Below are 21,600 nucleotides of genomic sequence, written 5' to 3' on the forward strand. Positions count from 1 at the left end.
AAGAGCTTCAGTTTTGAAGCTCTTTTTTTTATCTTTGAAGGGAACCAACTAAAAAAATAAAAATGACAAAAACGTGGCAGAACACAATTAAATCCTATATCCATTACTTGAAATTAGAACGAGGTTTGGCCGAAAATTCAATTGAAAGCTATGAGTTGGATTTAATTAAATTTGTCAATTTTTTGGGAAGTAACGAGATAGAAACGCAACCAAAGCAAGTAACACCAGAACTTATCAATGAGTTCATTTATCAGGTCTCTACCGTATTAGCACCTACCTCTCAAGCTCGAATAATTTCGGGTTTAAAGAGTTTTTTTACGTTCTTACTCTTAGAAGGTCAAATCGAAAAGGCACCTACGGATTTATTGGAAATACCTAAATTAGGACGAAAATTACCGGAAGTATTAGCTATGGAGGAAATTGATGCTATGCTTGCTACGTTAGATCTTTCAACCAATGAAGGCTATCGCAATAAGGTAATGCTTGAAATGCTTTATAGTTGTGGACTACGTGTCAGCGAGTTGATTAACCTGAGATTGAGTGATCTATTTTTTGAAGAAGGATTTATTCGCGTAGTAGGGAAGGGAAGTAAACATCGATTTGTTCCTATCGATCCCACTACAATCCAATTGGTAAATTCCTATCGAAATACCATTCGCAATCACATGCAAGTAAAGAAAGAAGATTCGGATATTGTCTTTTTAAATCGTAGAGGCGGACGATTGACGAGGGCGATGTTATTTACAATTGTAAAAAACGCTGCCAAAGCAGCTGCTATTCAAAAGAATATAAGTCCCCATAGTTTCAGACACTCATTTGCTACTTATTTATTAGAAAATGGCGCAGATATACGAATGATTCAATTAATGTTGGGGCATGAATCTATTTTAACTACAGAGATCTATACGCATATTAGTCGGGAGAAATTAAAAGGAGTTATGGATACCTATCATCCTCGAAGTATAAAAAAAGCATAAAAAAAGCGTTCTAAATTTAGAACGCTTTTTTTGTGTTTTTGCTTATTTTTATTTAGCTATGTTGATAGCTCTTGTTTCTCTGATTACGGTAATTTTTACTTGACCTGGGTAAGTCATTTCGGTTTGTATTTTTTGTGAGATATCAAAAGATAAAGTAGCAGCCATTTCATCCGATACTTTTTCACTTTCAACGATTACACGCAACTCTCTACCTGCTTGAATAGCATAGGAGTTTTTAACGCCACTGAATTCATTAGCAATCCCTTCTAAGTCTTTTAGACGTTGGATATAAGAATCCAAAATTTGTCTTCTTGCTCCTGGTCTTGCTCCCGAAATAGCATCACAAACTTGAATAATTGGCGCAATTAAGGTATTCATCTCAATCTCATCATGGTGAGCTCCAATAGCATTGCAAACTTCTGGTTTTTCTCCGTATTTTTCAGCCCATTGCATACCTAAGATAGCGTGTGGTAATTCACTTTCTGTTTCAGGTACTTTACCAATATCGTGTAGCAATCCAGCGCGTTTAGCCAATTTTACATTCAAGCCTAATTCTGCAGCCATTAAACCACATAATTTTGCTACTTCACGCGAGTGTTGTAATAAGTTTTGACCGTAAGACGATCTATATTTCATACGACCAACGATTTTAATTAATTCAGGGTGTAAGCCGTGAACTCCTAAATCGATAACCGTTCTTTTTCCAATTTCAATGATTTCTTCCTCAATTTGTTTGGTCGTTTTAGCAACAACTTCTTCAATTCGAGCTGGGTGAATACGTCCATCTGTAACCAAACGGTGTAAAGACAACCTTGCAATCTCACGTCTTACCGGATCAAAACAAGACAAGATAATAGCTTCAGGTGTATCATCAACAATGATTTCAACTCCTGTTGCAGCTTCGATTGCTCTAATGTTTCGTCCTTCACGACCAATAATTCTACCTTTTACATCATCAGATTCAATATTGAATACAGATACACAGTTTTCAACAGCTTCTTCTGTACCTATTCTTTGAATCGTATTAATGATAATCTTTTTTGCTTCTTGTTGAGCCGTTAATTTAGCCTCTTCAATCGTGTCTTGAATGTAAGACATTGCATTAGCTTTGGCTTCTGTTTTTAAACTTTCAACAATTTGGTTTTTTGCTTCATCAGCAGTTAAACCAGAAATAATCTCTAATTGTTCTACTTGTGTACGGTGTAAGCGATCAACTTCTTCTTGTTTTTTCTCTATATGCTCAACCTTAACATCGTAATCTTTAATTATTTTTTCGCTTTCTTCAGCTGCTTTTTTTGCCTTTGATAATTCATTAGAAATCTGAGATTCTTTATCTCTCGTTCTCTTTTCTGCTTCAGCTATTTTCTTATCTCTAGCTAAAATTACTTGCTCATGCTCCGTTTTTAACTCAAGAAACTTCTCTTTGGCTTGAAGTATTTTTTCTTTTTTAAGTGACTCTCCTTCTGTTTTCGCGTCGCGTATAAGTGTCTTAGCTTCATTATTAGCGTTTTGTAAAACAGATGAAGCATGGTTTTTTTCTAAGTATTTTGCAATTGCAAAACCTATGCTTGCGCCTACTAAAACTCCTCCAACAATAAATAGTATATCCATATGTGTTTTATAATTATATAAAAAAAGCCCACATCAGTAGAGTTGCATAAACTCTGATTTAAACAAGTTTTGGGTTAGCTTGCTTTTCAAGGATCTGCATAAATGCAGCATGCTTTAGTAGCAACGATTCACCCATTTTAATTTGTTAGTGTTGAGTTTATCAAAACGGTTTACTAATGTGAGCAGTATCTTTTTAGTTATTTCTTAAATAAGAACGTGTTATTACTTGGAAAGAATGCGATCCAAAGCCTCATCTAGTCGAACTAAACGATCAACAGCCTTGTTGTAATTCTCTGATGTGTCAATTGTCTTTTGCTCTGTTTGTGATGCAAATTGCAAAGCACACATAGCCAAAACATCTTGCTTATCTCGTACAGCATAGTTATCCTCAAACTGACTAATCATAATATCAATCTTCTTAGATGCAGAACGCAAAGCTTCTTCTTGTGAGTAAGTTACCGTTAACGGGTAAACTCGATCTGCAATAGATATCTTAATTTTTAGTTGTTCATTTTGACTCATAACTGCCTTTATTTACTGAGTTGAGCAATACAATTGTCTATCTCTCTTATCAATGAATTTATCTTGAGTTTTGTATCTTTTCTTCCTTCGTCACTGCCCAATAGTGAATTGGCTAATTGAAGCGATTCATATTTTTTATAAATATCATCTAATTGCATCTCATTTTGCTGAATCTCTTGTTGTGTATCGATTAAATGTTGCTTGAGTTTGTTGTTCTCCGCTTCCAAATTATCTAGCCTTTGTACAAGTCGCGCAAACTTTACTTCCAATGCATTAATTATGTCTGTTAGTTCGCTCATTTCACAAAATAAATATTCACTATTCTTTTACAAAGTTACAATTAGTATTTAGATTTTAAAATATTTTCTGCTAAAAGTTCGCGTGAATAGCTAGAAATTTGATTAATAACTAGCTCATATAATTAGAATATGCTTTTATACAAGTGTTTTTAGGTATAAAGGAGGTATTTGAATGATTATTTGATAGCATTTGGGCCATTTATTTATTTTTAAATAAAATTGTTTTTTTTGAAGGTATGAAGGTGTATAATGACTTATAGGCATGTGTGAATATGTACTTATATGAAAGGATTTATAGAAAAGGATTCTCGCATTTTAGATTATTCGTTATTTTAGCAAGAAATTAAAAAAAATGAAAAAGAGCTTCACTGGAATTTTTGCTTTGTTTAGCCTATTGACGTTTGGACAAATACAATCTCTGGAATTTGCAAATCCACTAAATATTCCCATTAATGCTTCTGGTAATTTTGGAGAACTAAGAGGAAGTCACTTTCATGCAGGTTTGGATATTAAAACCCAACAACGAATTGGCTTACCCGTTTATGCACCAGCAGATGGGTATGTTTCTCGTATAAAAGTATCAACATGGGGCTACGGAAAAGCCTTGTATATAGATCATCCTAATGGAATGACCACCGTTTATGGCCATTTAAATGGGTATGAGGGAGCAATTGGAAAGAGCGTGTTTGAGGCACACTATAAACAACAGCTATTTGAAATAGAAATCTTTCCTAAACGCGATGAAATTAAGGTCAAAAAAGGCGAAATTATTGCTTATACTGGTAATACTGGTGGGTCTGGTGGTCCGCATTTGCATTATGAATTTCGCGATACCAAAACTCAGGCGATTGTAAATCCTCTTAGTTGGGGAATGAAAGCGATGTTAGTCGATACGGAACCTCCTACAATTAATGCTATTTATGCTTATCCAATTTCTGAAAATGCCGCAATTAACAAAAATGTCAATCCCATACAATTGCCTTATAAAACCATCGATGGAATTTTAACGGTTGATCCCATTACTGCTAAAGGAAAAATAAGCTTTGGTATTGATATGTATGATACGGCAAACAATAATTCCAATAAAAATGGGGTTTATAAAGTAGAGACTTTTATCAACGGAAAAGCAAGTTTTAGCTATCAGTTTGATACATTCGCTTTTAGTGAATCTGGATTTGTTAATGCTTTAGTAGATTACGGACGTGTCACTCGAACCAAAGCAAAGGTTCAAAAAATGTTTGTTGAAAAACCATATCCCCTGTCTGTGCTGAAAGTAGATAAAGAAAATAATGGAATCCTCGAGGTAAAACCCGGTGAAAGCTATACATATAGAATTGTGACCGCTGATTTTCACGGAAACCAAACAACCATTGAAATTCCAATAACTTATGCTGATTATAGCTTTGATTTAGTAGAAAGTATCGATGTTTCTGGAGCAGATAGTTACAATATAGTATCTACAAGAGAATTTATTTTAGAAAAGAATTTTGCAACCTTGAGTATTCCTGCTAATGTATTTTATCAAGATTTTACTTTTCTATTTAATGCAAAAAACAAAGTAGTTACTTTACATAAAGATGTGGTAGCCGGTTTTAAAAATATGACCTTAACGCTTGATATGAGTACATTTGGATTGAGTGACAAAGAACTCGAAAAAACCTATCTGGCTCGCATTTCAAAGAATGGAAGTAAAGAATACTTTAAAACGTATAAAAAGGGAAAGCTATTTACCATTTATACCAAAAAACTTGGAGATTATTCGTACGGAATAGATACGACTCCGCCTAAAATCTATCAGCCTAGTTTTAAAGAAGGCGATTGGCTGAGCAATGTTAATGAGATTTATTTTTTAATACAAGATGCAGATTCTGGAATTAATAAAATAGAAGGAAGTATCAATGGAAAATGGATTTTGCTGGATTATGATTATAAAACGAAAAAAATAGTACATTTATTCAGTGATGGAATAGTAAGCTCAGGGAAAAATGAGGTGGTTATAAAGGTAACTGACAATATGGAAAATGAAACTACTTTTTCAACCCACTTTTTTAGAAAATAAAACATGATAAAACGATTAGGGATCACTGTATGGATGTTTATGATGTGTATAGGTAGTTATGCGCAAAGTAAGGCTATTGTACAAGGAAAAGTCATTGAAAAGCAAAGTCGAAAAGAAATTTCCAAGGTTCAAGTGTTACTTCAGAATGGGACAGCAAAAACGATAACGAATACAAAAGGAGAGTTTACGTTAGAAGTCCCCGCAGATGAGCCTATTCATATTCGAATTGTAGGGTATGTTTGCGATATGAATCAAAAGATTAAGTTGAAATCGAATGAAATTCATAAGATTATTTTTGTATGTGAAGAGAATACTGAAATCCATCCGTATTTGGTAGCGGATGAATTTAGAGGTGATACATTGCAAAGTAAACTCATGCCAACGGTTGAAATATTGAATTATAGAGGTGCTTTTGATCGCGATTTATCTAGTGTTAGTTTAACAGGAATAACGGATGCAGTAGGGAATACGAATCGCTTAGAAACGATATTAACTACTTTACCAGGTGTCAATTCTAACAATGAGATGAGTAGTCAGTTCAATGTCAGAGGAGGGAGTTTTGATGAAAATTTGATTTATGTAAATGGAATTGAAATGTACCGCCCGTTCCTAATCCGATCTGGAAAACAAGAAGGACTTAGTTTTATTAACCCAACCTTAGTTCAGGATATTAATTTTTCTGCAGGGGGATTTAAAGCGAGATATGGCGATAAATTATCGTCTGTTTTAGCCATTACCTATCGAAAACCAACCGAGAATAAAGCCTATTTACAAGCGAGTTTTTTGGGAGCTGGAGCCACCGTGGATTTAGTTTCTAAAGACCAAGCTTTAACTGCTATTATTGGAATGCGTTATCACAACAATAGATTATTGATGAATCGAAAAGATGACGATGGCTATTATAAGCCTTCGTTTATGGATGCACAAACGGTAGTGAACTATAAATTTAATGACCAATGGGATTTTAGTTTTATAGGAAACATAACTGGTAATCAATATAAATATGAACCCAATCGCGCTGACGTTGCTTTTGGAGGGTACAATAATGTATCGAATGTCACTATCTTATATGACGGTAAAGAAGAAGATAAGTACAGTTCTTTATTTGGTGCAATTGTATCGACGTATGAAAAGAGGAGAACTAAAATTGAAGGTATTGTTTCCGCTTATCATACCCAAGAAAAAGAATATTATGATATAGAAGCTTCTTATTTAGTTATGGATAGCCAAGAAAGCGATTCAGACCCTCTTTTTGGAAATGATATAGAAAATCCACTACCTAGTAGAAAAGGAATAGCTTCTCAGTATACACATGCTAGAAATAATTACGATGCGCTATCTGTTAGTGCTGAAGTAAAAGGAACCCATTATTTAGAGGATGGGAATACATCTTTACGATGGGGTTTGAAATATGTAAGAGAAAATATAAAAGATCGCTTATTAGAGTGGGAATTGATGGATTCTTTGGGCTATATTTTACCTAATAAACAGGAGTATTCAGCTCTTCATACTAAACATACAGTCGATATCAATCGCTTTATGGGCTATGGAGAATGGAATAAAGTAATTGATATAAATACGTTGGTTCTAACGCTGAATGCTGGAGCTAGAATGCAAGCATGGAAAATGCCTAAGGGTGGGTCAACACAATTTGTTGTTAGTCCAAGGGCGCAAGTAGCTCTTGAACCAAGTGCTTGGGAGAAAGATATGTTATTTAGTTTTGCTTTCGGATTGTATCAGCAGCCGCCATCGTATAGAGAGTATAGAGGTCTTGATGGTGAATTAAATCCAGATTTAAAAGCACAAAAAGCGTATGTCTTTGTTTTAGGGCACAATTATCGATTTAAAATGTGGGATAGAAATTTCCGCATGCAATCTGAACTCTATTACAAGGATATCCAAAATGTAAATGTCTATACGTTAGATAATGTACGGGTTCGTTATGTTGCCAATAATGAGGCTAAAGCTTATGTATATGGGGCGGATGTTCGACTATATGGCGAATTTATAGCTGGAACTGAATCTTGGGTGAGTGTTGGTTTTATGAAAACAGAAGAAAATTACCAAGGCAAGGGGTATATTGCTAGGCCTACTGATCAACGGTTGAAGTTTGGTTTGCTGTTTCAAGACTATGTTCCCTCCATTCCCAATTTAAGATTGTATTTAAATGCAGTGTATAATACCGGATTACCTGGAGGATCTCCTTCTTATGTAGATCCTTATCTATATCAAGGAAGATTACGCGATTATAAACGAGCAGATATTGGATTCAATTATGTATTTAAAGATGATACGGTAGGACAAAGTAGCAATTGGTTACAAGGTATTGATCACTTGCAAATCGGCATAGAAGTGTACAACGTATTTAATATTGCAAATGCAATTACCAATACATGGATTCGCGATTTAAGTACGAATAATGAGTATGCAATTCCCAATTTTATGACCAATAGAACGTTTAATCTCAAAGTAGCTTTAGCGTTTTAATTTTTTAGTACTGCATATATAAAAAACGTATCTTTGAATCATCAATAGTGAAGAGAATGAAAATAAAAGTAGCACTAGTAGCAAGTGTTTTTTCCATTATGTTGTTTTTTTCTTGTAAAGAACAGGGGGAAAAACCAAAAGTCATTTATAAAGATGAGATGGAATCACTGGATCAACAAGAAACAGTGAAAGAAAAAACAGAAGATATTCGAATAGCTGATTTACCTTTGGTTGTTGGTAGTTCTTCTTATTTAATTCATCCTGTTGGAGAAGTAAGAGTGTATGCAAGTCCAAGTAAATACGGAACGAGTAAAGTCAGCCAGTTTTCTTATACGGTTTCGAACTATGTTCCTTTTGAGATTACAGGATATTTAGAGAACCTTATGTTTCAACATAAAGATTCTTTAGAAATTAAACCTTTGACGGCTAAAAAAATTCAAATCCAATCTGTGGTATATTTGAATACAATTGCTGAAAAACTCAAAAAACATTGTTTAGTATATAGCGTATTTGATGCGGATACAAATCGCGATGGAAAGATTGATTCTAATGATATAAAAACGCTTTATATCAGTAAAGGAAGTGGAGTTAACTTTAAAAAATTAAGTCCTTATTTGCAAGAATTATTAGATTGGACAGTAATTGATGTACAAAATAGATTATACTTTAGAACGATAGAAGATATCAATAAGAACGGTGCTTTTGATAAAAATGACAATGTTAACTACTTCTATATTGATTTAACTGACCCAACTTGGGAAGTTAAAAATTATGATCCTTTACAGGTGCTGAGTAGTGAAGTAAATACCGAAGCAACCTCTTCTACAGAAGTTCAGTAATAAGAAAAATAAAAGCGCATATAGAAGCCCTCAAATGAATTAGCATTTGAGGGCTTTTTTTGTTTGTATTTAGTTAATGGGTAAGATTGAATGGTAAGATTGAATGGTAAGATTGAATGGTAAGAGTGAATGGTAAGATTGAATGGTAAGAGTGAATGGTAAGAGTGAATGGTAAGAGTGAGAATAAATGGCTAGATAAGTAAGAATGTAAAAGTCGCATTTTGTGCATATTATTATATTTACTAAAAATAAACATCAAAAATCTCTTTATGTCATTGTGATTTAGTTAAAATAAAAATATTTTTATTTTATTATTTTAACTAATTGACTGGCTAAATATGTTTTATTTTGGCTTTTTAAATTGTTTATGCTTTGTAAGTGGTTGTGTTTTTTATATATATTATAGGTGAATTTCGTGTATTTATGAGAAAATATAAGTTTTTTTGTGACCTTTTTAAGGGGTAATGGTCTAATAGCTATACGAAATGAGATTATTATATAATATGAATATTATCTATTGATTTTGAGTTTTGAATGTATCAATACTAACAACTATAAACGCTGTAGGTAGAGGTAAATAAAACAACAAATAGGATAATCGCTTGTGTTTATTGTATTAAATGGATATAAATTAATATGATAATATTTGTTATTTGCTAAATATGTTTAATAATTTTAAGCGTTTTGCCTTGTGTATTTAAGTATAATAGAGGGTAAAAAGCGATTAAGTGAATAATGTGTAAATCTCACTTTGTAGTGTTAAATAATATGTTAATTTGAAAAAAAACGATAATTTTGTCACGCTTTAAACGAAAATAAAAAAGTAGTATATAGGCGAACATCTATTAGCTTAAGTCCCCACTTAATAGAGAATCGTGATGTATTGCTATGCAGTAATGTCACGGCGCAATATGTGAGGGTAGAAGTATTAATATTAATACATCACCACTAACATTATGAAACTAATTAAAACATTCGATGGTTTTTTAAAAGACCATTTTAATTTCGAGAGTATCGTTAAAAGTATTTTAGCAATCTCTCTTATCCAGCTAGCTGTGATTTACCTAGGTGTAAATCTCAACTTTAGTCATTTGGCAATTCCTTTGTTGTATTTCTTTACAAGGAAAACCGCAGGAAAAGAGGAACCTTCTACAGGTGAATTTGCCTTACATTATGGTATTGCAATAGTCGTTATTTTAATGCCTAATTTATTTCCTTTTAAATATATTGAATCACTGGTCTTTGCGTATGTATTGACGTATTTAATGTTATTGTACAAGGAAATGAAAACCATACAACCTTCTTCTTCAAATCAAAGTATTTTGGGCTTTATTGGGTTTTTCTGCAATTATTTAATTGCATTTCTGATGGCTAGAAGCATTTTCTTTGTTGTAAGTTATATCTTTTCAGATTTTGGAGTTGAATATGTATTTTTTCAAATCGGATTAATCGTTTTATTATTATTATTTAGTTTATTGAATTTGATTAATATTCAAGGTAGAAATAGAACCTTACTTAATCAAGTCCCTAATTTTATAATAAGCAAAGCTGATATTCGATCTTTTAATGCTGTACTAGAAAATAAAGAAAGAATTATTGTTGATTTCTTTGAAACAAGTGATGAGTTTCTTGCTACGTCTTTTTCATTAGAAGATTTGGCAGATGCGGTTGGGTTAACTAAACAAGAAGTATCTACTGTGATTAATCATCAATTAAATTCTTCTTTTTATCATATGATGGCACAGTACAGAATTCTTCATGCCAAAGAACTTTTACAAGAGCGAAATAATTTGACAATAGAAGCTATTGTGGAAGAATGTGGTTTTAGCTCGAAATCTACCTTTAATAAATACTTTAAGCTTTTTGTTGGAAAAACACCTTCTGTATATCGTAGTCAAATAGCTTAGTATTGCGTGTATATGGAATTTTATTTCAACTTAATTACCTTAACGGTAACTATTATTTTGGGTAGTATATCTTTTATTATAAATAATAAACTAACTACCACCACCAGTACACAAAAAACACTGAATGCTTTTTTGTTGTTTTTTGTTTTACACATTAGTATTGTATTAATATTTAGGGTTTTATTTGTTGATTGTAAGTTTTTGTATTTGGGATTACCTCTTAATACCGCTTACTCCCCAACCTTTTATTGTTGCTTAGTCTTATTGTCTGAGGAAGTGAAAAAGGAAGAAAAAGCCAAAAAGAATTATTTCTTTGTATTGCATTTTGTTCCAACTTTTATTCTACTTGCCCTCTATGGCTATTTTGTAAGTCAACAAGTTGAAATTGATGCAACAGAGACCTATCGTTATTTAATCGTGTTGTATTCGATTGAGGTTTTGCAATATGTAGGCTATGCTTTTACAGGTTATTTTAAAGTTAATAAGCTGATGTTGAATAATTCAATTCGGTTGTTGATTCTTAGAGTAATGTGGATTATGATTTTTATGGCTTTGGTTTCTTTGGGAATTATCTTTTATGATAATATATTATACTATGATCTTTCCATAACCTATCTTGCTTTATTGTGCTTTTCTATGGTTGTATTTAATTATTATATGACCCGATTGAAGTACATCAAAGTAGTGTCTATTTCAGAAACACTACCAGAGATAGACGCTGAAGATCAAGCGCTGTTAAAATATGAGAAATCAAAATTAGCGCAAGACGTATTAGTTGCTTACAAAGTTAAAATTGAACATATTTTAAATGAAAAGAAATCTTTCTTGAAAATCAATTTTACACTGGATGATTTAGAGCGAGAAAGTAAAATTGCAAAGCATCATTTGTCACAGTTTTTTTCGACTATTTACGGCATGAATTTTAATGCTTACATTAATAAATTACGCGTTGAATATGCAAAAGAACTGCTAGAAAAAAAAGACTTTGATATATCTGTTTCCGAATTGGGAGACGAATGTGGATTTAATTCTCGGACCTCTTTTTTTAGAGCTTTCAAAAAATATGAAGGCATATCCCCTTCAGAATATATCACAAACGTCCTTCAGAATCGAGATGCCTAAAAAAATAATAGCCCTACAGAATAAGGCTTATCTAGCATTATTACTCCGTATGGATCTATTAGTAAGGGTTTTATAACCCTGTACTGTACTGCTTATTTTTACAAAATGCAATTGAAGAGGTGAATTTCATTTGCATATAAAAAGAGTTGTTTATATTTGTATTAGTATTGAAGATTTCAATGCACCATACACAATAAACGTACAAGCGTAGTAAAGTAAAAAAAATAAATAATGATTATACAACCTAGAACTCGTGGATTTATCTGCTTAACCTCTCATCCTGAAGGATGTGCGGAAAATGTTAAGCAACAAATAGCTTATGTAAAATCTAAAGGCAAAATAGCGAATGGACCCAAAAAAGTACTTGTAATAGGTGCTTCTACAGGTTTTGGATTGGCTTCACGTATTTCTGCAGCTTTTGGTTCTGATGCAGCAACAATTGGTGTGTTTTTTGAAAAACCAGCTACCGAAGGTCGTCCAGCAACTGCAGGGTGGTATAATTCAGCAGCATTTGAAAAAGAAGCAGCTCAAGCGGGCTTATATGCAAAAAGCATAAATGGAGATGCGTATTCAGATGAAATTAAAAAACAAACCATTGATTTAATTAAACAAGATTTAGGTCAGATTGATTTAATCGTTTATAGTTTAGCCTCACCAAGACGTACACATCCAAAAACAGGTGTAGCTTATGCTTCAGTTTTAAAACCGATTAATGAACCTTTCTCAAATAAAACGGTTGATTTTCACACAGGTGTAGTGTCTAATATTACTATTGATCCTGTAAAAGAGCAAAGTGATATTGACAATACAATTGCTGTAATGGGAGGTGAAGATTGGAAGTTTTGGATTGAAGATCTAAAAGCAGCGGGTGTTTTAGCTGAGGGCGTAAAAACAGTTGCTTATTCTTATATAGGGCCTGAATTAACGTATCCAATCTATAGAAATGGTACCATTGGAATGGCTAAGAACGATTTAGAAGGAACTGTTCCAACCATTAATGAATTAGTAGCAGATTTACATGGAATATCTTATGTTTCTGTAAATAAAGCATTAGTAACACAATCAAGTTCTGCAATTCCTGTTGTGCCTTTATATATCTCTTTATTGTATAAAGTAATGAAAGAGAAAAATATTCATGAGGGATGTATAGAACAAATGTACAGATTGTTTAATGATCGCCTATATGCAAATCAACCAATCACTTTAGATGCTGAAGGCAGAATTAGAGTTGATGATTGGGAAATGAGAGCAGATGTTCAATCAGAAGTAGCTAAATTATGGGAACAAATTAATTCAGAAAATATTAATGAGATTTCGGATTTAGAAGGATATAAAAAAGACTTTTTTAATCTATTTGGATTTGAATTTGATGCGATTGATTATGAGGTTGAAACAAATGAATTAGTAGATATTTCGAGTATTAAATAAGAAATTATAAAATTTAAAAAAGGTTCTTGGGTATTCCAAGAACCTTTTTTTATTGCAATAAATACGCTATTTCTAGATCTTTTGGTTGCTATTAGCTAGGATAAATAATTTTGTTGTAAATCATCTAGAACCTCTTGAATTTGCTGTGATAGGGTATGGATATAAGGAATAAGCTCCTCTTTGGTTTGAAAATGAACGGTTTTATCTTCTAATTTTTCTAAAGTGGGAACAATATGATAGATGTGAAGTTGCTTAAACATAGGAAGCATTTTATGTGCTAGGTTACTGATGGTTTCACAATCAAAATCGTCTTTAGCGTAGTGTATATCCAATAGATTCTCCTTTGTACTCTCTACAAAAATAACGACAAATTTGCGCAATGCACTGCTGTCTTCTCCAATGAATTGCTTAATCTGATCAATGTCATACAATTGTTCTGGTTTTTGATTCGAAAGGAGAGTGTCTGTTGAGACTGGCTCCAATTCAAGTTCGTGCGTTGGATGTAAGAGTTGGGTAATTAAAATCAATAATTCTTGTAATTGAATCGGCTTTTGATGCGCAGCTGTAAAACCCGCATTCATAAAATCCTCTATCGAAAGATCTCGCTTGCCAGATAAGGCAATTATAGGAATTTCACTGTATGCAGTACTATTTCTTATCAATTGAATCATTTCAAAACCATCCATTTTAGGCATTTGAATGTCACTTAAGATAATATCGTAATTGAATTCTTCTAAAAAAATTTCAATTTCAGAAGAATCATTAAGCACAGTAACGTGCTTAAAAATAGGAGAAAGTAATTCCTCCATTAATTGCAGTTGAATCTTATCATCATCTACAACGAGAATGTTATTTTGAGCTAAAACAGTAAATTGTTCTTTATATTGCTCTGCTGTAGCATAACTATTTGTTTGTACATCGGCTTCTTCCAAAGGTAGAGTCAGGGTAAAGATAGAGCCTTCTCCTAAAATGCTTTCTACTTTTATTTCTCCATGGAGTAAATTGATTAATCGCTTGGATATATTTAAACCGAGTCCCGTACCTCCAAAGCGCTTCTCAATTCCCTCATTCGCTTGACTAAATTCTTTGAAAATGTTTTCAATCTGACTTTGTTCTATCCCAATTCCTGTATCTATTACTTTGATTTCTAATTGATTACTTAGTTTAGTTGCTTCAATGAAAACACCTCCTTTTTGTGTAAACTTAAGGGCATTTGTAATTAAGTTCGTAACAATTTGTTTAAGGCGATAGGGGTCAGAGATATAAGTGCTATTTAAGGCCTGATCCACCGTCCATTTTAGCTTGATTTTTTTATTCTCTGCATTAGGAACTAAAGGAGCACAAATACTTTCAACCAATTCCTTGGGATTAAAAGCTTTTTCTTGAATACTGATTTTGTTGTTCTCTAATTTTGAGAAATCAGTTAGATCATTAATTAAGTTGGCAATATACTGCGTTGAACTTTGTATGTTGGTGAGGTATTGCTTTTGTTTACCAGTAAGTTCCGTATTTTCCAATAGATTAGAAAACCCTATCAAACTTCCTAGCGGAGTTTGTAAATCATGAGTTACTGTTGCAAATAACATCGTTTTACTACGCAATAGCACTTCTCTTTCTTGGTTGAGTTGTTCTAATTCTAATCTGTATTTTTGAGTTTGGTTGATATCCTTGATGATAATCCATCCTAAAATAATAATGACAATTAGGGCAGATCCTCCAATATACGCAATATTAGTGGAGGCAGTACTGATACGTGCCTTTGATTCATTTATGTTTTGATAAGAAAGCGAAAGAAGATTTTGTTCGATACTCTCTAGGATTTTGCGAAGTTCATTCGTAATGTTTCGGTTTTCGATAACTAATTTCTGTTCTTCCCTCAATAAATTTGCTTGTTGTAAATTTACTTTTTGTTGCGCACTAAGTATAATACTCTCCATCGCGTTAATTAGAGAGTCTGTGATACTTGGATAATTGATGGTTGTTGTAATGGTATCTGTATGATCCCCTTTGAATAATCGAGCCCAACCACTGCGTTTTTCCTTTTCCTTCGATTGAATCACAATAGGCTGGATCTTTTTTTCAATTTCATCACGTATGTCATAAATTTTATCAATCGCTTCACTGTAATTTCTTTCTTCACTAATTTCTTTTCTCGCTTTGATAATATTGTTGAAACTTACTTTCTTCTTTTTTAATAAATCTTGAACTAAATCAATCTTTTGATGTATGGCTTGATCTGTAGTTGTTAGCTTGATTTGTTCAATCTGATTTACTAAGGTATCTAAATGGGAATAATAACTTTTAATGTCTTTATTATTACCCGTTACAATTGCATTTCGACTATAGATCTCTGAAGAGTACAAGTTGTTTAAAGTACTACTAACAAGAAAAATTTTGTTGTTTTCTTTCACTACTTGCTCTTCAGGTAAAGTGAATTTTTTTGCTTCTTTGTAGATGTAAAAACCCGAATAAAGGACTGCTCCTAACAGAATAATATACAAGAATATTATTTTTAATTTAATCGATTTTGAGGGTTTCATTTTCCTTTTTCGTTAGAGTTGAATTGCGAAGGTACGAAATGTTGTACTTCTTTTTTTAATTTATCTCATCCTGTGTATTTAGTAGTAAGTGTTAATTTTTTTATTAAGTGCAATTATTGTATGTTGTGTGTTTGGGTGTTTATTTTGTTTAGTATATATAATTTAGTTGTTTTTGTTTGTATATTAATTATAAATGATTACTTTTAGTATAAACAATTAAATAATGGTTTTGTTAAAAGTGTAAATCGCTAGATGTTTTAGCGATTTTTAGGTTTAATCAGTAAAAACAGTTCGTTATGGCAAAAAATGATTTATTTAAGAAAGATTGGTTAGATGTTGTATTTGCAGGTAGAAATAAACAATATGGCGCCTACAAATTGCGTCTTGAAAGCCCAAGAACAACCCTTTTGGCTTTAGGAAGTGGGTTGTGTCTGTTTGCCTTGGTATTTGTTGCACCAACGGCTATTTCTTCTTTGTTTGACGATAAACCTGAATTAGCTAATGGGGTAATCGAATACAAAGACCCTTTTGATGAAGTGATTGAACTAACCGATATAGTTGTTCCCAATAAAGTTGAAGAGGAAAAGCCTATTGTTGAAGAATCTATAGCAGAAGAGAGTAGTGCGCCTGCGTCTCGTTTAGATGTAGAAAGATTCGTTGATGTTGAAATCACAGAGGCATCTGCAGTTACAGAAGAATTGGCAAAACAAGAGAGTTTGGTTGATGTTTTAGTTGGCAGTGAAACACTAAAAGGCAAGGAGGAAGGAACTATTTTGATCAAGGAGAAGCCTGGTACAAAATTAGGTGGAAATGAAAATGAAAATGGAAAAGGTACTGGAGATATGGAAAATGAAATCTATAAATTCACAACAGAAAATGCCTTACCTGTAGAGGGATTAGCTACTTTTAGCAAAAACTTTGTTTCAAAATTTCGTGAATTACACGTGCCAAATAGTGTGAGTAAAGTTCAGGTTATTCTGACTTTTGTAGTTGAAAAAGATGGTAGCATTACAGATATAAAAGTCATGCGAGACCCCGGGTACGGCGCTGGAAAAGAAGCAGTCCGCGTATTGCAAACCATGCCTAAATGGAAACCCGCTCGTCAAGACAATAAAGCAGTAAGATCTCAATTCACTTTACCAATAACAATTCAAGTACAATAAAGTGAGGAGATAGAATTGATGGTTTATAAAAGATAAAAGCGATCCTAGGATCGCTTTTATTGTATAAAAAAATTGAAAGTTTTAGTCTTTGGATATTCCTCTAGAAATTACCATTTTTTGAATTTCAGAAGTTCCCTCGTAGATTTGGGTGATCTTAGCATCACGCATCATACGTTCTACATGATATTCTCTTACATACCCATTTCCACCGTGAATTTGAACCGCTTCCACCGTTGTGTCCATCGCTGTTTGTGAAGCAAATAATTTAGCCATCGCACCAGAGATTGATATATCTTGACCAGCATCTTTTTCAACAGCTGCTTTTAAACAAAGCATTCTAGCAGCTGAAATATGCGTTGCCATATCTGCTAGTTTGAAAGCAATAGCTTGGTGGTTGATGATTTCTGTTCCAAAAGCTTTGCGCTCTTTGGCATATTTTAAGGATAATTCATAAGCTCCTTGTGCAATTCCCAAAGCTTGTGAAGCAATACCGATACGACCACCATTTAAAACATTCATAGCAAATGCAAAGCCAAACCCATCATCCCCAATTCTATTTTCTTTAGGTACTTTTACATCCGTGAACATTAACGAATGGGTATCAGAACCGCGGATTCCCATTTTTTGCTCTTTAGCACCAATTTGAAACCCAGGCCATCCTTTTTCAATGATAAAGGCATTGATTCCCTTGTGTTTTTTTTCTGGATTTGTCTGAGCAATAACAATATAAAAAGACGCTGTACTACCATTGGTAATCCAGTTTTTAGTCCCATTTAATAGGTAGTAATCTCCCATATCAAGGGCTGTTGTTTTCTGTGAAGTTGCATCTGATCCTGCTTCAGGCTCAGAGAGACAAAAAGCGCCAATCACCTCTCCTGAAGCAAGAGGCTTTAAATATTTTTCTTTTTGTTCTTCATTTGCATATTTTTCTAAACCTGCACAAACTAAAGAGTTATTAACAGATAAAACCACAGCCACAGAAGCATCAACTTTAGCAATCTCTTCCATCGCTAATACATAGGATACACTATCTAAACCACTTCCTCCGTATTTTGGATCAACCATCATTCCTAAAAAACCAAGTTCTCCTAATTTTTTGATTTGTTCAGTTGGGAATATTTGGTGTTCATCTCTTTCAATAACGCCCGATAATAATTCTGCTTGCGCGAAATCGCGAGCAGCTTGTTGAATCATGAGCTGTTCTTCTGTTAATTTAAAATCCATTGATTGTTTATTTTATGCTTTGTAAGCAGTACAAATTTATTGTTTTCAAATATAGCGGAATAATATCAAATATTCAATTTCTATCCTTAAATTTATACCTATGAAAAATAGTCTGTATCACGTTTTAGGAATCATGTCTGGTACTTCACTAGATGGTGTAGATTTGGTTTATGTAACTTTGTCTTATAAAGAAGAAGCTTGGTCTTTTGAAGTTCAAAAAGGCCAAACCTTGCCGTATTCTGACGCATGGAGAATGAAATTGAAAAGCGCAATTAGTCTAAATAAAACAGCTTTAGATCAGTTAGACGAGGAATATACTGTTTTTTTAGCAGAGGTTATTACCGTTTTTATTCAAGAAAATGCACTAGAAAATCTTGATTTTGTTTGTTCACATGGACATACTATTTTACATCGTCCCGATTTAGGATATACAGTACAAATAGGTAATTTACCTGTACTAGCCGATTTAATTCAACATAAAGTGGTGTGTGATTTTCGCGTACAAGATGTATTACTTGGAGGACAAGGAGCACCTTTAGTGCCTATTGGTGATCGTTTGTTGTTTGGCGCTTATGAGGCTTGTTTAAATTTGGGCGGATTTGCGAATGTCTCCTATGAAAATAAATTGAACTATCGCATTGCTTTTGATTTATGCCCTGTAAATGTGTTGCTAAATGAACAAGCAAGTAAATTGGGACTATTATATGATGCTAGTGGAAAAATAGCCCAACAAGGTACTATTTGCCTTCCTTTATTAGAAGCTCTTAATGCTTTAGAGTATTATAGTAAAACGGCTCCTAAATCTTTGGGTGTAGAATTTGTTACAAGTAATATTCAACCTTTACTCGCCTTGTATCCCAATAAACCAGAAGATTATTTGACTACTTTGGTTGAACATATTGCCCTACAGATAGCACAAGGCATCCAACTACCTGAACAAGCAAAAATTTTGGTAACAGGAGGTGGAGTCTATAATGATTATTTAATGAGTCGCATTGAATTTCACGCTTCTCATTATGAGTTTGTAATTCCAGATTCTCTTATTGTCGATTATAAAGAAGCTTTAATTTTTGCTTTATTAGGTGTGCTAAAAGTAAGGGATGAAGTCAATACGTTGGCTAGTGTTACTGGAGCACAATATGATCATAGTGCTGGAGTTATCTATGATATTTTTGATCGTGTTTGGTAAAAATAGAATCCAAAAAGAAAGAAAAAGAAAGGTCATACCGCTGTTTTAACCGTTAATCCGTTGGCATAAAACGAAGAAAACAACCTATATTTGGTTCGTTTATTCGCCGTTTGCAAGGCGAATAAAGACCGTTTTTTTAATTAATTACAAAATAGAACTTAAGTTTTATTCCTTTAGACTCATGACATATCAAGAAACCGTTTTGTGGATGTTTGATCAATTGCCTATGTATCAACAACAAGGGGCAGTTGCTTATAAAGCAGATTTATCAAATATAGAAAAGTTAGTTGCTCATTTGCATCATCCTGAAAAGGAAATTAAAACCTTGCATATCGCTGGAACCAATGGCAAAGGATCTACTTCTTCTATGTTGGCTTCTATTTTACAAGAAGCTGGCTATAAGGTAGGCTTGTACACATCTCCCCATTTGAAAGATTTTAAAGAACGCATTAAAATTAATGGCGAGGAAATTACAGAAAATTTCGTTGTTGATTTTATTGGAACTAATAAACCTTTTTTTGAAAGAGAGTCACTGAGTTTTTTTGAAATGACCGTTGGTATGGCTTTTCAATATTTTAAAGAACAACACGTAGATATAGCTGTGATAGAAGTGGGAATGGGCGGAAGATTAGATGCAACGAATATTATTACTCCACTGGTATCCGTTATTACCAATATAGGCAAAGACCATGTTGCTTTTTTAGGGAATACGTTAGAAGCCATTGCAGGGGAAAAAGCAGGAATTATAAAGGCTAATATTCCCGTTGTAATTGGTGAATATGTTGCGGAAACAAAACCTGTTTTTTTTAAAAAGGCCAAAGAAATGGAAAGCCCTATTTATTTTGCCTCCGAAACGTTTGCGTCTAATACCTTGGAGTCTGATTTAAAAGGACACTACCAACAAAAGAATATTCGAACTGTTCGTCAGGTAATTGACGTGTTGCGCAAAGATTGGGAAATTAGTATAGAAAACGAAATAAGAGGTTTAACGCATGTTGTAGCAAATACAAAACTAGAAGGGCGTTGGCAGATTCTACAAGAAAATCCAAAGGTAATTGCGGATACCGCACATAATGAACATGGAATTTCAATTGTGATGGAACAGCTCAAACAGGAGAAATACGATCATTTATATTTTGTTTTTGGTGTAGTCAATGATAAAGATTTACAAGGAGTACTTCCTTTTTTACCTAAAGAGGCCATCTATTTTTTTGCAAAGCCAATTATTTTACGAGGACTCGACGCCAATATTTTAAAAGATAAAGCAAAAGAATTTGGATTAGAAGGAGAGGTTTGTGATTCAATACCAGAAGCTTATGAAAAAGCAAAGGCTTTAGCAAAGACAGAAGACTTGATTTACATAGGAGGAAGTACCTTCGTAGTTGCAGAAATTTTGTAAAAAAAGTAGTAAAAAGCTTGCAAAGCTAAAATCCAGTCGTATATTTGCACCCGTAATCAACAAAAGATTTCACGTTCTAATAAGAAAGGGCGATTAGCTCAGCTGGTTCAGAGCACCTCGTTTACACCGAGGGGGTCGGGGGTTCGAACCCCTCATCGCCCACCATTCTTACATGTATTGAAAATATCCGAATGTATAGAAATATATTTTTGGGCGATTAGCTCAGCTGGTTCAGAGCACCTCGTTTACACCGAGGGGGTCGGGGGTTCGAACCCCTCATCGCCCACAATATTTTAAAATAGAAGTTAATTCGGGCGATTAGCTCAGCTGGTTCAGAGCACCTCGTTTACACCGAGGGGGTCGGGGGTTCGAACCCCTCATCGCCCACAATATTTTAAATTAACTCATTCGGGCGATTAGCTCAGCTGGTTCAGAGCACCTCGTTTACACCGAGGGGGTCGGGGGTTCGAACCCCTCATCGCCCACAATATTTTAAAATAGATTACGCTCGGGCGATTAGCTCAGCTGGTTCAGAGCACCTCGTTTACACCGAGGGGGTCGGGGGTTCGAACCCCTCATCGCCCACAACAAAAAAGCCTACTTTTTACAGTAGGCTTTTTTTGTTTCTATTTTTTTGAAATAACTACCCCCTTATTTAAGGTCAAGCGCAAAAGTTAGGCATGGTACAAAACAGCCTCTTTTTTTGATTCACTTGTCCAGTTCGTATGTCACCTCGACGATGGAGAGATCGCATTTGATATGTCATTACTATCTACTACTACTACTACTACTACTACTACTACTACTACTACTACTACTACTACTACTACTACT

Annotated in this window: 15 protein-coding genes, 5 tRNA genes and 1 other RNA gene; 15 read left to right on the plus strand and 6 right to left on the minus strand. The window is 33.7% G+C overall.

Translation table 11 applies throughout. The annotated features are described in order from the left end of the window. The first annotated feature begins 62 nt into the window (after nucleotides 1-62). Nucleotides 63-977 (plus strand): site-specific tyrosine recombinase/integron integrase, encoded by a 915-nt coding sequence (gene xerA, locus ACMHJ2_RS16720; RefSeq protein WP_413514005.1) that lies wholly within the window; start codon nucleotides 63-65, stop codon nucleotides 975-977. 48 nt (nucleotides 978-1,025) lie between these two features. Here xerA and rny read toward each other — a convergent pair whose 3' ends face one another. The 4 genes from rny to ACMHJ2_RS16740 form a co-directional block, all read right to left on the minus strand. Beyond that, nucleotides 1,026-2,588 carry a ribonuclease Y gene (gene rny, locus ACMHJ2_RS16725; protein ID WP_413514006.1) on the minus strand — a complete coding sequence of 521 codons (1,563 nt, stop codon included), beginning with the start codon at nucleotides 2,586-2,588 and terminating at the stop codon, nucleotides 1,026-1,028. A gap of 48 nt (nucleotides 2,589-2,636) precedes the next feature. Then, nucleotides 2,637-2,745: non-coding RNA, 6S RNA (ssrS, locus tag ACMHJ2_RS16730), on the minus strand. A 65-nt stretch (nucleotides 2,746-2,810) separates the two neighbouring features. Then, the gene (locus ACMHJ2_RS16735) at nucleotides 2,811-3,110 is read right to left on the minus strand and encodes a cell division protein ZapA (protein WP_413514007.1); all 300 of its coding nucleotides are present in this window, start codon (nucleotides 3,108-3,110) and stop codon (nucleotides 2,811-2,813) included. A gap of 8 nt (nucleotides 3,111-3,118) precedes the next feature. Then, nucleotides 3,119-3,409, minus strand: coding sequence for a hypothetical protein (locus ACMHJ2_RS16740; protein ID WP_413514008.1), 291 nt, complete (start codon nucleotides 3,407-3,409; stop codon nucleotides 3,119-3,121). A gap of 352 nt (nucleotides 3,410-3,761) precedes the next feature. Here ACMHJ2_RS16740 and ACMHJ2_RS16745 point away from each other — a divergent pair, with 352 nt between their 5' ends. The 6 genes from ACMHJ2_RS16745 to fabV all read left to right on the plus strand — a co-directional run bounded on the left by ACMHJ2_RS16745 (nucleotide 3,762) and on the right by fabV (nucleotide 13,251). After that, a complete protein-coding gene (locus ACMHJ2_RS16745) occupies nucleotides 3,762-5,468 on the plus strand; it encodes a M23 family metallopeptidase (RefSeq protein WP_413514009.1) in 1,707 nt (568 codons plus the stop codon). 3 nt (nucleotides 5,469-5,471) lie between these two features. Beyond that, the gene (locus tag ACMHJ2_RS16750; RefSeq protein WP_413514010.1) at nucleotides 5,472-7,955 is read left to right on the plus strand and encodes a carboxypeptidase-like regulatory domain-containing protein; all 2,484 of its coding nucleotides are present in this window, start codon (nucleotides 5,472-5,474) and stop codon (nucleotides 7,953-7,955) included. A 56-nt stretch (nucleotides 7,956-8,011) separates the two neighbouring features. Continuing rightward, the gene (locus tag ACMHJ2_RS16755; RefSeq protein WP_413514011.1) at nucleotides 8,012-8,794 is read left to right on the plus strand and encodes a hypothetical protein; all 783 of its coding nucleotides are present in this window, start codon (nucleotides 8,012-8,014) and stop codon (nucleotides 8,792-8,794) included. Nucleotides 8,795-9,750: 956 nt separating this feature from the next. After that, complete coding sequence (locus ACMHJ2_RS16760; RefSeq protein ID WP_413514012.1) at nucleotides 9,751-10,701, plus strand: helix-turn-helix domain-containing protein; 951 nt, start codon at nucleotides 9,751-9,753, stop codon at nucleotides 10,699-10,701. Between the two features lie 276 nt (nucleotides 10,702-10,977). Continuing rightward, nucleotides 10,978-11,823: a helix-turn-helix domain-containing protein gene (locus tag ACMHJ2_RS16765; RefSeq protein WP_413514013.1), complete on the plus strand. Its 846-nt coding sequence runs from the start codon at nucleotides 10,978-10,980 to the stop codon at nucleotides 11,821-11,823. A 231-nt stretch (nucleotides 11,824-12,054) separates the two neighbouring features. Further along, complete coding sequence (gene fabV / locus ACMHJ2_RS16770) at nucleotides 12,055-13,251, plus strand: enoyl-ACP reductase FabV (protein WP_413514014.1); 1,197 nt, start codon at nucleotides 12,055-12,057, stop codon at nucleotides 13,249-13,251. A 95-nt stretch (nucleotides 13,252-13,346) separates the two neighbouring features. Here fabV and ACMHJ2_RS16775 read toward each other — a convergent pair whose 3' ends face one another. Next, a complete protein-coding gene (locus ACMHJ2_RS16775; protein WP_413514015.1) occupies nucleotides 13,347-15,791 on the minus strand; it encodes a hybrid sensor histidine kinase/response regulator in 2,445 nt (814 codons plus the stop codon). A 296-nt stretch (nucleotides 15,792-16,087) separates the two neighbouring features. Here ACMHJ2_RS16775 and ACMHJ2_RS16780 point away from each other — a divergent pair, with 296 nt between their 5' ends. Next, complete coding sequence (locus ACMHJ2_RS16780) at nucleotides 16,088-16,954, plus strand: energy transducer TonB (RefSeq protein ID WP_413514016.1); 867 nt, start codon at nucleotides 16,088-16,090, stop codon at nucleotides 16,952-16,954. Between the two features lie 81 nt (nucleotides 16,955-17,035). Here ACMHJ2_RS16780 and ACMHJ2_RS16785 read toward each other — a convergent pair whose 3' ends face one another. Further along, the gene (locus ACMHJ2_RS16785; protein ID WP_413514017.1) at nucleotides 17,036-18,178 is read right to left on the minus strand and encodes an acyl-CoA dehydrogenase family protein; all 1,143 of its coding nucleotides are present in this window, start codon (nucleotides 18,176-18,178) and stop codon (nucleotides 17,036-17,038) included. A 100-nt stretch (nucleotides 18,179-18,278) separates the two neighbouring features. Here ACMHJ2_RS16785 and ACMHJ2_RS16790 point away from each other — a divergent pair, with 100 nt between their 5' ends. From ACMHJ2_RS16790 to ACMHJ2_RS16820, 7 genes are all read left to right on the plus strand, one after another. Further along, complete coding sequence (locus ACMHJ2_RS16790; protein ID WP_413514018.1) at nucleotides 18,279-19,367, plus strand: anhydro-N-acetylmuramic acid kinase; 1,089 nt, start codon at nucleotides 18,279-18,281, stop codon at nucleotides 19,365-19,367. A gap of 181 nt (nucleotides 19,368-19,548) precedes the next feature. After that, nucleotides 19,549-20,766, plus strand: coding sequence for a bifunctional folylpolyglutamate synthase/dihydrofolate synthase (locus ACMHJ2_RS16795; RefSeq protein ID WP_413514019.1), 1,218 nt, complete (start codon nucleotides 19,549-19,551; stop codon nucleotides 20,764-20,766). An 87-nt stretch (nucleotides 20,767-20,853) separates the two neighbouring features. After that, nucleotides 20,854-20,931: transfer RNA gene (locus tag ACMHJ2_RS16800), tRNA-Val, on the plus strand. 46 nt (nucleotides 20,932-20,977) lie between these two features. Next, nucleotides 20,978-21,052, plus strand: a tRNA-Val gene (locus ACMHJ2_RS16805). A 26-nt stretch (nucleotides 21,053-21,078) separates the two neighbouring features. Continuing rightward, a tRNA-Val gene (locus tag ACMHJ2_RS16810) sits at nucleotides 21,079-21,153 on the plus strand. A gap of 23 nt (nucleotides 21,154-21,176) precedes the next feature. Next, nucleotides 21,177-21,251, plus strand: a tRNA-Val gene (locus ACMHJ2_RS16815). Between the two features lie 25 nt (nucleotides 21,252-21,276). Beyond that, nucleotides 21,277-21,351 (plus strand) — tRNA-Val (locus tag ACMHJ2_RS16820). Nucleotides 21,352-21,600: the final 249 nt, after the last annotated feature.

Source organism: Myroides odoratus, assembly GCF_965118575.1.
Taxonomy (GTDB): domain Bacteria; phylum Bacteroidota; class Bacteroidia; order Flavobacteriales; family Flavobacteriaceae; genus Flavobacterium; species Flavobacterium odoratum_B.